Source organism: Pseudomonas yamanorum, from assembly GCF_900105735.1.
Lineage (GTDB): Bacteria > Pseudomonadota > Gammaproteobacteria > Pseudomonadales > Pseudomonadaceae > Aquipseudomonas > Aquipseudomonas yamanorum.
The window spans coordinates 2601529-2615560 of sequence record NZ_LT629793.1; the positions used below are offsets into that span (position 1 = coordinate 2601529).

Here is a 14032-nt window from a genome sequence, read left to right on the forward strand (position 1 = left end):
CGATTTTGCAGGTTTGGGTGATGTCTGAAAATTCGCCATATACTGAGGCAGCCTCTTGTTTTGCATGAGGCTGATGACGTCATCGCAGGCAAGCCAGCGCCCACAGTTGATCGCATTCCAACTGTGGGAGCTGGCTTGCCTGCGAGGAGGCCGGTCCATCCACTCGGAAATCCCAGCCCATGCACTTTGACCTGATCGACCTGCGCCTGTACCTGCACATCCTCGACACCGGCAACATCACCGCCGGCGCCAGCCGCAGCCATTTGTCCCTGGCGGCGGCGAGTGCACGGATCCGGGCGATGGAAGCCTCCCTGGGCATCGAGTTTCTTGAACGTGGCCGCCGTGGCGTCACCCCGACAGCGGCGGGCAAAGCCCTGGCCCGTCACGCCCGCCTGCTGCTGCAGCAAGCCGAGCACCTGCAACAAGACCTCGCGGAATACGCCAACGGCGTCAAAGGCCAGGTGCGCCTGCTGTGCAACACCACCGCCCTGAGCGAATACCTGCCGGAACTGTTGGCGGACTTTCTGCACGAGCACCCCAACCTCGACATCGACCTGCAGGAACTGCCGAGCCTGCGCATCACCCACGCCTTGCGCCAGGGCGCGGCAGACCTGGGGATCATTTCCGATGCGGTGGACACCCACGGCCTGCAAACCCTGCCCTTTCGTGACGACCCGCTGGTGCTGATCATGCCGCTGGATCACCCGCTGGCCGGGCGCACCGTGAGTTTTATCGACAGCTTGCAGCACGACTACGTAGGCCTGGCCGCCGACAGCGCGCTGGCGGTGTACCTGGAAGAACAGGCATTGCACGCAGGCTTTCGCTTGCAGACACGTATCCGTGCAGATGGGTTTGACGGGCTGATTCGCATGGTTGCCCGGGGCGCCGGGCTGGGCATAGTGCCCCTGGCCGCGCTGGAGCGCTGGCCGTTGGAACGGCGCTTCAAGGCCCAACCCCTGACCGAGGATTGGGCCTGTCGCAAACTGCTGTTATGCGCGCGCGAGTTCGAGCAATTACCGGGTTATGCCAAAGCCTTGTTCGACGCCTTGGCCGCGCCCTTGCGGAAAAATACGTAGTACACCAGCGACAGAATCAGCAGGAATGGCACCCCGAACACCAGCGTCATCTTGAACGCATCGGTGAAGAACGTGGTGACCATCACCGCGCCCATCAGCACCAGGCCCAGCAACGTGCTGTAGGGAAACAGCGCCAGTTGGAACGACAGCTTCGGCCCGCCGTGACGCTTGCGGTAGCGGCGGAAAAACAGGTGCGTAAGGAAGATCATGAACCAGGTGAAGATCGCGCCAAACATCGAGATCGCCATCATCAAGGTGAATGAGCTTTCCGGGTACACCACGTTCAGCAGGGTTGCCAGGGCAATGCCCGAGCTGGACAGCAACAAGGCGTTCAACGGGATCCCGCTCTTGCTCAAGGCGCCCATGGACTTGGGCGCGAAGCCGGCGCGGGACAGGCTGAACATCATGCGGGTGGTGATGTAGAGCTGGCTGTTCATCGCCGACAAGGCGGCGATCAGGATCACAAAGTTCATCACCCCGGTGGCGCCGGGAATGCCGATGGTCTGCATCACCGTGACGAACGGGCTCTGGGCATGGCCGGCCTGGTTCCACGGCACGATGGCGAGCATCAGCGCCAGGGTCAGCAGGTAGAACACCACCAGCCGCACGATGGTCGCGCGGAAGGCTTTCTTCACCGCCTGCTCCGGGTCGGCCGCTTCACCGGCGGCCACCGCGATCATTTCCACGCTCAGGTAACTGAAGATCGAGACGATCACCGCGATCCACATGCCGCTCAACCCGTTCGGGAAAAAGCCGCCGTGGGCGGTGTAGTTCTGCACGCCGTAATCCGGATTGCCGGAGCCGAACACCACATACACCGCGAGGATGATGAAGCCAACGATGGCGCTGATCTTGATCGTGGAGAACCAGTACTCGAAGTTGCCGAAGGTCTTGACGCTGATGGCGTTGAGCACGATCAACACGCTGGAGAACGAGACGATCCACACCCATTCCGGCACGTTGGCAAACCAGTACTTCATGTACATCGCCACCGCCGTGACCTCGGCGCCCACCGCCAGCACAATCGCCGCCCAGTACGCATAACGCACCAGGAAACCCGCCAGCGGGCTGACGTAAAACTCCGCATACGCGCCGAACGAGCCCGAGGTGGAATGCGCCACGGTCATCTCTGCCAGGCAGCCCATCAGCAACAAGGTGATCAGTGCGCCGATGGCATAGCTCACCAGCACGCTGGGCCCGGCATAGCCGATGGCGTAGGCGCTGCCCATGAACAGCCCGGTGCCGATGGCGCCACCGATGGCGATCATGCTCATCTGGCCGGAAGTGAGCTGGCGCCTGAGGCCCAGTTCGCGATTGGTTATTTCGGCAAAGCCTTGGTCTGGCGTGGTCACGTGGCGTGCCCCTTTATTATTGTGATTGCACTGTTTGTTGCTTGCCCTGAACCTTGTGGGAGCTGGCTTGCCTGCGATGGCATCACCTCGGTTTAACTGAAATACCGCGGTGTCTGCATCGCAGGCAAGCCAGCTCCCACAGGGGTTTTGTGTTGTATCAGGTGACGCTGTGGCGAACTTTGAATTGCGGCTGGTCCCAGGCTTTCTGATCGAGAATCTCACCCAGGATTTCCACCGCATCCCACACTTCAGCAAAGCTGGTGTACAGCGGGGTAAAGCCGAACCGCATGATGCGCGGCTCACGATAATCACCAATCACGCCACGGGCGATCAAGGCCTGGATAACCGCATAGCCTTCCGGGTGTTCGAAGCTGACATGGCTACCCCGTCGGGCATGCTCACGCGGGGTGATCAGGGTCAGGTCGTGGGCAGCGCAACGACTTTCCACCCGCTCGATAAACAGGTCAGTCAACGCCAGGGACTTAGCGCGCAGGCTGGCCATGTCGGTCTGGGCAAAAATATCCAGGCCACACTCCACCATCGCCAGCGAGGTAATCGGCTGGGTGCCGCACAGGTAGCGGGCGATGCCCTGGCTCGGCGCATAACGCGATTCCATGGCGAACTGTCGGGTATGCCCGAACCAGCCCGACAGCGGCTGCGTGACCACATCCACCAGCGCCGGATTGACCCACACAAACGCCTGGGAGCCCGGCCCGCCGTTGAGATACTTGTAGGTGCAGCCAATCGCATAATCGGCCGCGGCTTGATGCAGATCGATCGGCACCGCCCCCGCCGAATGCGCCAGGTCCCAGATCGCCAGTGCGCCACATTCATGGCTCAAGGCAGTCTGGGCCTGCATGTCGTACATGTAGCCGGTCTTGTAGTTGACGTGGGTGAGCATCACCACGGCCGTGTCCTGGTCGATGGCTTGGGGCAGTTCGTCCGGGCTATTGACCAGGCGCAGGGAGTAGCCCTGTTGCAACAGTTCGGTCAGGCCTTCGGCGATGTACAGGTCGGTGGGGAAATTGCTCGCTTCGCTGACGATCACCTTGCGGCTTGGCGCTCGCTCGCGTTGCACAGTCAACGCTGCGCTGAGCACTTTGAACAGGTTGATGGAGGTGGTATCGGTGATCACCACTTCACCGTCGCGAGCACCGATCAGCGGGGCCAGGCGGTTGCCCAGGCGCTGGGACAGGTCGGCCCAGCCGGCACTGTTCCAGCTGCGAATCAGGCCATTGCCCCACTCCTCGGCGATCACCGCTTGCGCCCGCTCCAGTGCCGCTACCGGGCGCGCACCGAGGGAGTTGCCGTCGAAGTAGATCACCCCGGCCGGCAAGGCGAATTGGTTGCGCAATGGTGCCAGCGGATCCTGGGCGTCGAGGGTCAGGCAATGGGTGCGGGTGGTCATGGTCAGTCCTGTTCTTGTAGTGACAATGAGCCAAATAATGAACGAAGCTTTAGAGAATTTTCGTGCAAAGTGGCGGGCAACAGGCTAATTAAGCTGTAGGAAATTCGAATTTAACCCCCAAACACGCGGATTTATTCTAACCATGATTCTCGACGCCACCGACCTGCGCCTTCTGCATTTCCTGCAACAGGATGGCCGTATCAGTAACCAGGAACTGGCGGAGAAAGTCGCCCTGTCGCCCTCGGCTTGCCTGCGGCGTTTGCGCCTGCTGGAGAGCGAAGGAATCATCAGCGGTTATCGAGCGGTGTTGAACGCCGAGCAGTTGGGGATTGAGCTGGAGGCCATCGTCCACCTGTCGTTGCGTCAGGATGTGGAGGATTGGCACGAGACGTTTATCAAGAAGGTGCAGGGGTGGCCGGAAGTGGCCAGTGCGTATGTGATTACGGGGGCGAGCAATTATGTGCTGCGGGTGCAGGCGCGCAACCTCAAGCACTTTTCGGATTTCATTGTGAACCACCTGAACCGCACGGCGGGGGTGATGGATATTCGGTCGGAGATTGTGTTGCAGAAGATCAAGGATCGGGATGATTTGCTCGATCTGGTTGTTCGCAAATAGCACGAACACCACACATCAAAGGTGGGAGCTGGCTTGCCTGCGATAGCGGTGTGTCAGTCACCACCGCTATCGCAGGCAAGCCAGCTCCCACCTTTTTTACCGGGTTCAGTCTTCGAGTGCGCGCACTCGCTGCATGCGCTTTTGTTCTACCGGCGCTGCCGCAGGCTGCAACTCGAAGTCAAAATCAATCTGTGCAAACTGCCCCTCCACACCAAACTCCTTCGCCAGGTTTGCGTCCTCGCTGAAGCGAATTTCGGCGATCAACTCATCCCGCGTCGCATAGGCAAAATCATCATGCAGGTACGGGTCATCCGACAGGTTGATCTGCGTGGTCAGGTGCCGATGGCCCGGCGCCGAGATGAAGAAGTGGATATGCGCCGGCCGCTGGCCATGGCGCCCCAACTGGTCGAGCAACTGCTGGGTCGGGCCGGTCGGCGGGCAGCCATACCCGGACGGTACGATGCTGCGGAAACGGTAGTTGCCCTGGGCATCGGTCTCGATTCGCCGACGCAGGTTGAACTCCGACTGCGTGCCGTCAAACCACGAATACGTGCCGCCCGTGTTGGCCTGCCACACATCGACAATCGCGCCCGCCAGCGGCTTGCCGTTGGTGTCACGCACCTGGCCTTGCATGAACAGTGGCACGCCCGGGTCCTGCCCGTCATCCAGCCGCGCCTCGTATTTGGACAGCGGCGCACCGGCCACATACAGCGGGCCTTCGATGGTGCGCGGAGTGCCGCCGGATTTGCCGGCTTCCTCGTCTGCCGCGTCCATCAGCATGTCCAGGTAATGCTCCAGGCCCAGGCCGGCCGCGAGCAACCCGGCTTCCTGATTCTTGCCCAGTTCGTTGAGGTAGTTGACCGCCTTCCAGAACTCTTCCGGGGTCACTTCCAGGTCTTCGATGATGTTCACCGTGTCCCGCAGGATCCGGTAGATCAGCGCCTTGGCCCGTGGGTTGCCGCCGTCGTTAAGGTTGCCGCTGGCTTCTTCGAGAAACTGTTGGGCGTGAGCAGTCTGGGAAAGTCGGATGGACATGGTGCAATCCTCATCTTGTAATTATTAGGTGAAAAAACAGACTCAGCGATCATCCTCACGGATCGACGATGGATGCCGGCACAGGGCATTCACTTCGATGGCCATGTAAGGATAAAGCGGCAGTTGCATCAACAGGTCATGCAGTTCCTGCACGCTGTCGACATCGAACACGCTGTAGTTGGCATACAGCCCGGCAATGCGCCACAGGTGGCGCCATTTGCCCTCTTGTTGCAGCCGCTGGGAGAAGGCTTTTTCTTCAGCCTTGAGGCCGGCAGCGCGCTCGGGGTTCATGTCGACGGGCAGGTTCACGGTCATTTTTACGTGGAACAACATCGCAAGTGTCCTCGGGTTATTTATCGCGACGGAAGAACGTCAGGCGCTCTTCATCGATGGCCAGGCCCAGGCCCGGAGCGGTGGAGACATGCAGGTGGAAATCGCGGTACACCAGCGGCTCGGCGAGGATGTCTTCGGTGAGCAGCAGCGGGCCGAACAGCTCGGTGTCCCACGCCAGTTTGTTCAAGGTGAGAAAGGCATGGGCCGAGGCCAGGGTGCCGATACCGCCTTCGAGCATGGTGCCGCCGTACAGGCCGATGCCCGCCGCTTCGGCAATCGCCGCGGTGCGCAATACCGCACGCGGGCCGCCGTTTTTAGCGATCTTCAGGGCGAACACCGAGGCCGCGCCTTCGCGGGCCAGGTTGAAGGCATCTTCCACACATTCGATGGATTCGTCGGCCATGATCGGCGCCGGGCTCGACAGGTTGAGCCGGACCATGCCGCCACGGTTGTTGCGCGAAATCGGCTGTTCGATCAGGTCGATACCGTTGTCACCCAGCACCTTGCAGGCGCGCAGGGCCACGGCTTCGTCCCAGGCCTGGTTAACGTCGACCCGCACACTGGCGCGGTCGCCCAGGGCTTTTTTGATCGCGATGACGTGGGCCAAATCCTGGCTGACTTCACCGGCACCGATCTTCAATTTGAAGATGCGGTGGCGGCGCAGGTCGAGCATCTTCTCGGCCTCGGCGATGTCTTTTTCGGTGTTGCCACTGGCCAGGGTCCAAGCCACCGGCAAGGCGTCCCGCACGCGGCCGCCGAGCAGCTCGCTGACCGGCAAATTCAGGCGTTTTCCGAGGGCATCCAGCAAGGCGCTTTCGATGCCCGACTTGGCAAAGGTGTTGCCCCGAATGCTGCGCTCCAGGCGCAACATGGCGGCATTGATGTTGCTCGCGTCCTGACCGAGCAGCAGCGGCGCGAAGTGCCGGTCGATGTTGATCTTGATGCTGTCGGGGCTTTCATTGCCGTAGCTCAGGCCGCCGATGGTGGTGGATTCACCAATGCCTTCGATACCGTCGGCGCAGCGCACACGGATGACCACCAGGGTCTGGTTCTGCATCGTGTGCATCGCCAGCTTGTGCGGGCGGATGGTAGGAAGGTCGACGATGATGGTCTCGATCGACTCGATGGCGCAAATCGGCATGGCAATACCCGTTGGGTTCTTTATAGATTTGGCCTGATTCTGTTCCGGATCTCTGCTGGCTTCCAATATAGAATGAGTCTCGAACAATACCCTCAAGGTATGAATGGAGTCCTTATGGAACTGCGCCATCTGCGTTACTTCCAGGTGCTGGGGGAAACCCTCAACTTCACCCGCGCCGCCGAACGCCTGCACATTGCCCAGCCGCCGTTGAGCCGGCAGATTCAGCAACTGGAGGACGAACTGGGCGTGGTCCTGTTGGAACGCGGGCGGCCGTTGCGGCTGACCGAGGCCGGGCGGTTTTTCTATGAGCACGCCAACGCGCTGCTGGAGCAACTGGGCAAGGTTTGCGATAGCACCCGGCGCATTGGCTTGGGCGAAAAGACCTGGCTGGGTATCGGTTTTGCGCCGTCGACGCTGTATGGGGTGTTGCCGGAGTTGATTCGACGGCTGCGCAGCCATGATGGCCTGGAACTGGAGTTGGGCCTTTCCGAGATGACCACGTTGCAACAGGTCGAAGCCCTCAAGGCCGGGCGCATAGACGTGGGTTTCGGGCGGATTCGCATCGACGATCCGGCGATTGTGCAGCGGGTGTTGGTGGAAGATCGGCTGGTGGCCGTGTTGCCCGCCGGGCATCCCCTGCTGGGCGCCCCGGCCACCCTGGCGCAATTGGCCGCTGAACCCTTCGTGCTGTATCCCGGTAACCCGCGGCCCAGCTACGCCGACCATGTGATCGCGCTGTTCGATGCCCATGGCTTGAGCCTGAAGGTGGCGCAGTGGACCAATGAATTGCAGACCGCCATCGGCCTGGTGGGCGCGGGCATGGGCGTGACCTTGGTGCCGGCCTCGGTGCAGGTGCTGCATCGTGCCGATATCGGCTATACCCCGGTGGTGGAAGCCACGGCCACTTCGCCGATCATTCTCAGCCGGCGGATCAATGACCAGTCGCCGGGGCTCAGTCATTGCCTGCAACTGGTGGAAGAGTTGATCTGAGATTTCACAACCGGCACAAATCCCCTGTGGGAGCTGGCTTGCCTGCGATAGCGGTGGGTCAGCCAAGAAGATACAAGCTGAGCCACCGCTATCGCAGGCAAGCCCGCTCCCACAGTTGATCTCCGTTGTTTTTGCGTAAAGTGTTCATCCACGCATGCGTCGGGCGTCGTTGCGTTGCAGGGTCTGGCTGGGAGATTCATCGAACAGCTTGCGGTACTCGGCCGAGAATCGCCCCAGATGGGTAAAGCCCCAACCCAGGGCGATCTCGGAGATAGTGCGGGTCGAACCGTGTTCGAGAATTTCCTGGCGCACGGCACCCAGGCGGTATTTCTTCAGGTAAGCCATGGGCGACAGGGCGAAGTATTTTCGAAAGGCATCGAACAGCTTGAAGCGCGAAACCCCCGCCGCCGCCTCAAGGTCCTCCAGATGCACCGCCTCCCGGGCGTTGTCGTGTATGTACTGCCGCGCACGGATCAGATAGTGCGGCAGCTTCACCCCCAGCACGTCCCGCAGTTCTTCGGAATAGTTATTCGGCTGGGCGAGAATCAGGCCCTTGATCAGCGAGCTTTCCAGATCCCGGGTAAACGCCGCCTGGTCATACAGCTCGCTGCTGCGCTCCAGTTCGGCGATGAAATACCGCGCCATGCGCCACCACGACGCCGGGGCGCCATCCACCGCATCCATCACCGACTCAAAGCGCAGCGGCGCTTCAATCGGCCGTTGCAGCAGGCCTTCCAGGGATTCGCTCATCGCCGCGCGGGTGATCACTACCTGCAACTTGCGGCAGTCACCGGAGATCGCCAGCACTTGATGCTCATTGGGCGAGATGATCACGCCCTGATCGCGGTTGGAACTGAGCCGTTCGCCGTTCTTGCTCAGTTCCTGCTCGCCCACCAACGGCAGGCTCAGGCTGTAGCTGCTGAAGTGCTCGGCGTCTTCGATGTCGATGGTGACGTCGGTGCCGTATTCGATAATCCCCAGCGTGGTGGCGCGGGACTTGAACACATTGGCACTGTGGTGAAAGCGGATGCGTTCCGGCGTCGCGGTCTGCAGCCGGTGCGGCCCGCAAATGCCGGACATCCAGCTGCAGGCGCCTTCAAGGTCGAAGCGCTCGATACGTATATCGCGTGTATTGCTACTCATCACGGGGCACCCACGGCAATTGTGGCCGGCGCGCTCTGACGGCGCGTCCTGGTAGAGCAACAGCAAGTTTTGCGCCACGCCAGCGGCATTGCCACTGGGTGGATAGCAACCGTCGATTAAGTGGATAACGCACCGACTTTTCCGACAATCGCCTTGCAAGACAGTAGCGCATTCCCCCCCTGCCCTGCACCGCCGTGGGTATTTCGTGCCCAACTAAGTGGCCCACCTTCCCCCATTAACCGGATAGCCCGCCACCCCGCCGCAGCCTCTTAATGGCCTACCCGTTTAGCCATTATCAAAAAAGGTGCCTCCCATGAGTGGTGCAAGAAGCGTCGAGCAGTGGAAAAGCTTTATCGAAGGCTGCCTGGACTTTCGTCCGGTGGATGAAGTGTTCCGCATCGCCCGGGACATGTTCACCGAGCCGGAGCTGTTCGACCTGGAGATGGAACTGATCTTCGAAAAGAACTGGATCTACGCCTGTCACGAAAGCGAATTGGCCGACAAACATGACTTCGTGACGATGCGCGCCGGGCGCCAGCCGATGATCATTACCCGCGACGGCGAAGGCCAGCTCAACGCGCTGATCAACGCTTGCCAGCATCGCGGCACCACCCTGACCCGAGTCGGCAAGGGCAACCAGTCCACCTTCACCTGCCCGTTCCACGCCTGGTGCTACAAGAGCGATGGCCGGCTGGTGAAGGTCAAGGCGCCGGGGGAATACCCGGAGGGGTTCGACAAAGCCACCCGCGGCCTGAAAAAGGCGCGGATCGAGAGCTACAAGGGCTTCGTGTTCATCAGCCTCGACGTGAACGGCAGTGACAGCCTGGAAGACTTCCTCGGCGACGCCAAAGTGTTCTTCGACATGATGGTCGCCCAGTCGGCCACCGGTGAGCTGGAAGTGCTGCCGGGCAAATCCGCCTACACCTACGACGGCAACTGGAAACTGCAAAACGAAAACGGCCTGGACGGTTATCACGTCAGCACCGTGCACTACAACTACGTGGCCACGGTGCAGCATCGCCAGCAGGTCAACACGGAAAACGGCACGGGCTCCGCCACAACGCTGGACTACAGCAAGCTCGGCGCCGGCGACGCGAATACCGATGACGGCTGGTTCGCGTTCAACAATGGCCACAGCCTGTTGTTCAGTGACATGCCGAATCCGACGGTCCGCTCCGGCTACGCCACCATCATGCCGCGCCTGATCGAAGAACACGGCCAGCAAAAGGCCGAATGGATGATGCACCGCCTGCGCAACCTGAACATCTACCCGAGCCTGTTCTTTCTCGACCAGATCAGCTCGCAGTTGCGAATCATCCGCCCCATCGCCTGGAACAAGACCGAGATCATCAGCCAGTGCCTAGGGGTGAAAGGCGAGTCTGACGCCGACCGAGAAAACCGCATTCGCCAGTTCGAGGATTTCTTCAACGTCTCGGGCATGGGCACGCCGGATGACCTGGTGGAGTTTCGCGAAGCCCAGCGCGGCTTCCAGGGCCGCCTGGAGCGCTGGAGCGATATCTCCCGCGGCAGCCACCGTTGGGAAACCGGGCCGACGCCCAACAGCGAAGCCATCGGCATCCAGCCGGCGATGACCGGGACCGAATTCACCCACGAAGGGCTGTACGTCAACCAGCACCGCAATTGGCAGAAATTCCTGCTGGACGGGCTCGATGCCCAAGCCCTGAAACTGCGGGAGGTGAAATGATGAATGCGCAATTGCAGTACCGGATCGAGCAGTTTTTTTACCGTAAATCCGAGCTGTGCGATGCCCAGGATTGGGACGCCTACGTGCAGCTGTTCGACCCGCAGAGTGAGTTCCACCTGCCGCAGTGGGACTCGGAACACGTCTACACCCGCGACCCGAAGCGCGAGATGTCGCTGATCTACTACGCCAACCGTTCAGGGCTGGAGGACCGGGTGTTTCGCTTGCGCACAGGCAAGGCCGCGTCGGCCACGCCGATGCCGAGGACGCTGCATTTGATCAACAACGTACGGATTGCAGAGCAATCCGGCGGGCTGCTGGAAGTGAAACTGAACTGGCACACGTTGTTCTATCGGCTGGCCACATCGGAGCAGTTCTATGGCAGCGCCACCTACAGCCTCAAGCCCGATGGCGACAGTTGGTTGATCACCCGCAAGCATGCGCTGCTGCTCAACGACACCATCAACTCGGTGCTGGATTTCTATCACCTTTGAACACCTCCCCCGTAGCAGCTGCCGAGCCTTGGCGAGGCTGCGTCTGCGGCGCACCTGACACTCCGCAGACGCAGCCTCGCCAAGGCTCGGCAGCTGCTACGGGGCGTTTTAGAGAGCGATCATATGAATCACAAAGTGGCCTTCAGTTTTGCCGACGGCAAGACCCTGTTTTTCCCGGTGGGCGCCAATGAGATCCTGCTGGACGCAGCCTTGCGCAACGGCATCAAGATCCCGCTCGACTGCCGCGAAGGCGTATGCGGCACTTGCCAGGGCCGTTGCGAGTCCGGCGATTTCACCCAGGACTACGTGGATGAGGAAGCCCTCTCCAGCCTCGACCTGCAACAACGCAAAATGCTCAGCTGCCAGACCCGGGTCCAGTCCGACGCGGCGTTTTATTTCGATTTTGATTCCAGCCTGTGCAACGCGCCGGAGCCAGTACAAATCCGCAGCACGGTGAGCAATGTGCAGCAGATCTCGACCAGCACGGCGATCCTGCACCTGCAGCTTGAGAACTCATTGGACTTTTTGCCGGGCCAATATGCCCGCCTGTCGATTCCCGGCACCGACAGTTGGCGCTCCTACTCCTTCGCCAACCGCCCGGGCAATCAATTGCAGTTCCTGATCCGCCTGCTGCCCGATGGCGTGATGAGCAACTACATCCGCGAGCGCTGCCAGGTCGGCGATGAGGTGCTGTTGGAGGCGCCATTGGGTGCCTTCTACCTTCGGCATGTCACCCGACCGCTGGTGTTGGTGGCCGGTGGCACTGGTTTATCGGCGCTGGTGGGCATGCTCGATGACCTGGCCACCAGCGCCTGCCAACAGCCGGTGCATCTGTATTACGGCGTGCGCGGTGCGGCAGATTTGTGCGAGGCCGCCCGCATCGCCGCTTATGCCGAAAAAATCCCAAACTTTCGCTACACCGAAGTACTCAGCGACCCACCTTCGGATTGGCCCGGCAAACGCGGCTACCTCACTGAGCATTTCGACCTGGCCGAATTGCGGGATCAATCGGCGGATATGTACGTGTGCGGGCCGCCACCGATGGTCGAATCCATCAAACAATGGCTGCTGGATCAGGCACTTGATGGCGTTCAGCTGTATTACGAAAAGTTTACCGAGAGTAATATCTGACCCCTCAGCGGTATGAGGGGCTGGTTCGGTGTGCGATCAACCCTGAAAAAAACAAGTAGAAGGGAATGTTAATGGCGGATGACATGGTTAACCCGGTGGGCCTCAAGCGTGGCCTGAAGAACCGGCATATTCAGCTGATTGCCTTGGGAGGGGCAATCGGGACCGGGCTGTTCCTCGGCTCGGCGGGCGTGCTCAAGTCGGCGGGGCCGTCGATGATCCTGGGCTACGCGGTAGCCGGGTTCATCGCGTTCCTGATCATGCGCCAGCTGGGCGAGATGATCGTCGAGGAACCGGTGGCCGGCTCCTTCAGCCACTTTGCCCACAAGTACTGGGGCGGTTACGCAGGCTTCCTGGCCGGCTGGAATTACTGGGTACTCTACGTGCTGGTGGGCATGGCCGAGCTGACAGCGGTGGGCAAGTACATCCAGTTCTGGTGGCCGGAAATTCCGACCTGGGTCAGTGCGGTAGTGTTCTTTGTGCTGGTCAACCTGATCAACACCCTCAACGTGAAGTTCTTCGGTGAGACCGAGTTCTGGTTCGCGATCATCAAGGTGGTGGCGATTGTCGGCATGATCGTGCTCGGCTGCTATCTGCTGTTCAGCGGCACCGGCGGCCCGCAAGCCTCGGTGAGCAACCTGTGGAGCCACGGCGGGTTCTTCCCCAATGGCGGCATGGGGCTGTTGATGTCCATGGCGTTCATCATGTTCTCGTTCGGCGGCCTGGAGCTGGTGGGCATTACCGCCGCCGAAGCCAGTGAGCCACGCAAGGTGATCCCGAAGGCGATCAACCAGGTGGTGTACCGGATCCTGATTTTCTACGTCGGCGCACTTACCGTGCTGCTGTCGTTGTACCCATGGGACCAACTGCTGCAAACCCTCGGCGCGTCGGGCGATGCCTACAGCGGCAGTCCGTTCGTGCAGATCTTTTCCTTGATCGGTAACGACACCGCCGCCCACATCCTCAACTTCGTGGTCCTGACCGCGGCACTGTCGGTGTACAACAGCGGCGTGTACTGCAACAGCCGCATGCTGTTCGGCCTGGCCGAGCAGGGCGACGCGCCGAAAGCGCTGATGAAGTTGAACAAGCAAGGCGTGCCGCTGCGTGCCCTGGGCATCTCGGCCCTGGTGACGCTGCTGTGTGTGGTGATCAACTACGTCGCGCCGCATGACGCACTGGAGCTGTTGTTTGCGCTGGTGGTTGCCTCGCTGATGATCAACTGGGCGCTGATCAGCCTGACCCACATCAAGTTCCGCAAGGCCATGGGCGAGCAAGGCGTGGTGCCGTCGTTCAAGACCTTCTGGTTCCCGTTCAGCAACTACCTGTGCCTGGCGTTCATGCTGATGATCATCTGCGTGATGCTGGCGATTCCGGGTGTACGGGCGTCGGTGTATGCGATTCCGGTCTGGGTCGGGATCATCTATGTGGCGTACCGGTTGCGGTTGAACAACGCGAAGGCAGTAACAGCGCAATAACCCATGTGGGAGCGGGCTTGCTCGCGAAGGCGCAGTGTCAGTCAGCGGGTAGGTCGACTGACACACCGCTTTCGCGAGCAAGCCCGCTCCCACATTTGGATCGTATTTCAAATGAAAAGCCCCGGTACTGATGAGTACC

At 60.7% G+C, this 14032-nt stretch carries 13 protein-coding genes; 7 read left to right on the forward strand and 6 right to left on the reverse strand.

Translation table 11 applies throughout. The features are described from left to right. Window positions 1–179: 179 nt before the first annotated feature. Complete coding sequence (locus tag BLU46_RS12495) at window positions 180–1076, forward strand: LysR substrate-binding domain-containing protein (protein ID WP_093202094.1); 897 nt, start codon at window positions 180–182, stop codon at window positions 1074–1076. On the opposite strand, the gene BLU46_RS12500 is transcribed toward BLU46_RS12495, so the two are convergent. Together BLU46_RS12500 and kynU are read right to left on the reverse strand one after the other, a co-directional pair. After that, entirely contained in the window at window positions 1022–2428 is a 1407-nt protein-coding gene (locus BLU46_RS12500) for an amino acid permease (RefSeq protein WP_093202099.1), read from the reverse strand. The two genes, BLU46_RS12495 and BLU46_RS12500, sit on opposite strands and share 55 nt — an antisense overlap. A gap of 157 nt (window positions 2429–2585) precedes the next feature. Continuing rightward, window positions 2586–3836 carry a kynureninase gene (gene kynU / locus BLU46_RS12505; protein WP_093202104.1) on the reverse strand — a complete coding sequence of 417 codons (1251 nt, stop codon included), beginning with the start codon at window positions 3834–3836 and terminating at the stop codon, window positions 2586–2588. 142 nt (window positions 3837–3978) lie between these two features. On the opposite strand from kynU, the gene BLU46_RS12510 reads away from it, so the two are divergent. Further along, complete coding sequence (locus tag BLU46_RS12510; RefSeq protein WP_003212305.1) at window positions 3979–4452, forward strand: Lrp/AsnC family transcriptional regulator; 474 nt, start codon at window positions 3979–3981, stop codon at window positions 4450–4452. 105 nt (window positions 4453–4557) lie between these two features. Here BLU46_RS12510 and catA read toward each other — a convergent pair whose 3' ends face one another. The 3 genes from catA to BLU46_RS12525 are packed head-to-tail and all read right to left on the reverse strand — an operon-like array spanning window position 4558 to window position 6961. Beyond that, entirely contained in the window at window positions 4558–5487 is a 930-nt protein-coding gene (gene catA / locus BLU46_RS12515; protein WP_076013815.1) for a catechol 1,2-dioxygenase, read from the reverse strand. 42 nt (window positions 5488–5529) lie between these two features. Beyond that, on the reverse strand, window positions 5530–5820 hold the full coding sequence (catC, locus tag BLU46_RS12520; RefSeq protein WP_093202109.1) for a muconolactone Delta-isomerase: 291 nt from the start codon (window positions 5818–5820) through the stop codon (window positions 5530–5532). Window positions 5821–5836: 16 nt separating this feature from the next. Continuing rightward, the gene (locus BLU46_RS12525; protein WP_093202113.1) at window positions 5837–6961 is read right to left on the reverse strand and encodes a muconate cycloisomerase family protein; all 1125 of its coding nucleotides are present in this window, start codon (window positions 6959–6961) and stop codon (window positions 5837–5839) included. Window positions 6962–7075: 114 nt separating this feature from the next. Between BLU46_RS12525 and BLU46_RS12530 the strand changes: the two genes are divergently transcribed. Beyond that, window positions 7076–7951 (forward strand): LysR family transcriptional regulator, encoded by an 876-nt coding sequence (locus BLU46_RS12530; protein ID WP_093202118.1) that lies wholly within the window; start codon window positions 7076–7078, stop codon window positions 7949–7951. 144 nt (window positions 7952–8095) lie between these two features. Here BLU46_RS12530 and BLU46_RS12535 read toward each other — a convergent pair whose 3' ends face one another. After that, on the reverse strand, window positions 8096–9094 hold the full coding sequence (locus tag BLU46_RS12535) for an AraC family transcriptional regulator (RefSeq protein ID WP_093210152.1): 999 nt from the start codon (window positions 9092–9094) through the stop codon (window positions 8096–8098). 313 nt (window positions 9095–9407) lie between these two features. Here BLU46_RS12535 and antA point away from each other — a divergent pair, with 313 nt between their 5' ends. The 4 genes from antA to BLU46_RS12555 all read left to right on the forward strand — a co-directional run bounded on the left by antA (window position 9408) and on the right by BLU46_RS12555 (window position 13893). Then, on the forward strand, window positions 9408–10799 hold the full coding sequence (antA, locus tag BLU46_RS12540; protein WP_093202122.1) for an anthranilate 1,2-dioxygenase large subunit: 1392 nt from the start codon (window positions 9408–9410) through the stop codon (window positions 10797–10799). Next, on the forward strand, window positions 10799–11290 hold the full coding sequence (gene antB / locus BLU46_RS12545; RefSeq protein WP_063033264.1) for an anthranilate 1,2-dioxygenase small subunit: 492 nt from the start codon (window positions 10799–10801) through the stop codon (window positions 11288–11290). The genes antA and antB overlap by 1 nt, the downstream gene beginning before the upstream one ends. A gap of 123 nt (window positions 11291–11413) precedes the next feature. After that, complete coding sequence (gene antC, locus BLU46_RS12550; RefSeq protein ID WP_093202127.1) at window positions 11414–12421, forward strand: anthranilate 1,2-dioxygenase electron transfer component AntC; 1008 nt, start codon at window positions 11414–11416, stop codon at window positions 12419–12421. 71 nt (window positions 12422–12492) lie between these two features. Then, the gene (locus BLU46_RS12555; protein WP_003212324.1) at window positions 12493–13893 is read left to right on the forward strand and encodes an amino acid permease; all 1401 of its coding nucleotides are present in this window, start codon (window positions 12493–12495) and stop codon (window positions 13891–13893) included. Window positions 13894–14032: the final 139 nt, after the last annotated feature.

Coding starts and splice junctions, on each gene's coding strand:
- BLU46_RS12555 (WP_003212324.1), top strand. CDS start 12,493: ATGGCGGATGACATGGTTAACCCGGTGGGCCTCAAGCGTGGCCTGAAG.
- catA (WP_076013815.1), bottom strand. CDS start 5,487: ATGTCCATCCGACTTTCCCAGACTGCTCACGCCCAACAGTTTCTCGAA.
- BLU46_RS12530 (WP_093202118.1), top strand. CDS start 7,076: ATGGAACTGCGCCATCTGCGTTACTTCCAGGTGCTGGGGGAAACCCTC.
- BLU46_RS12510 (WP_003212305.1), top strand. CDS start 3,979: ATGATTCTCGACGCCACCGACCTGCGCCTTCTGCATTTCCTGCAACAG.
- antB (WP_063033264.1), top strand. CDS start 10,799: ATGAATGCGCAATTGCAGTACCGGATCGAGCAGTTTTTTTACCGTAAA.
- catC (WP_093202109.1), bottom strand. CDS start 5,820: ATGTTGTTCCACGTAAAAATGACCGTGAACCTGCCCGTCGACATGAAC.
- antC (WP_093202127.1), top strand. CDS start 11,414: ATGAATCACAAAGTGGCCTTCAGTTTTGCCGACGGCAAGACCCTGTTT.
- BLU46_RS12525 (WP_093202113.1), bottom strand. CDS start 6,961: ATGCCGATTTGCGCCATCGAGTCGATCGAGACCATCATCGTCGACCTT.
- antA (WP_093202122.1), top strand. CDS start 9,408: ATGAGTGGTGCAAGAAGCGTCGAGCAGTGGAAAAGCTTTATCGAAGGC.
- kynU (WP_093202104.1), bottom strand. CDS start 3,836: ATGACCACCCGCACCCATTGCCTGACCCTCGACGCCCAGGATCCGCTG.
- BLU46_RS12535 (WP_093210152.1), bottom strand. CDS start 9,094: ATGAGTAGCAATACACGCGATATACGTATCGAGCGCTTCGACCTTGAA.
- BLU46_RS12495 (WP_093202094.1), top strand. CDS start 180: ATGCACTTTGACCTGATCGACCTGCGCCTGTACCTGCACATCCTCGAC.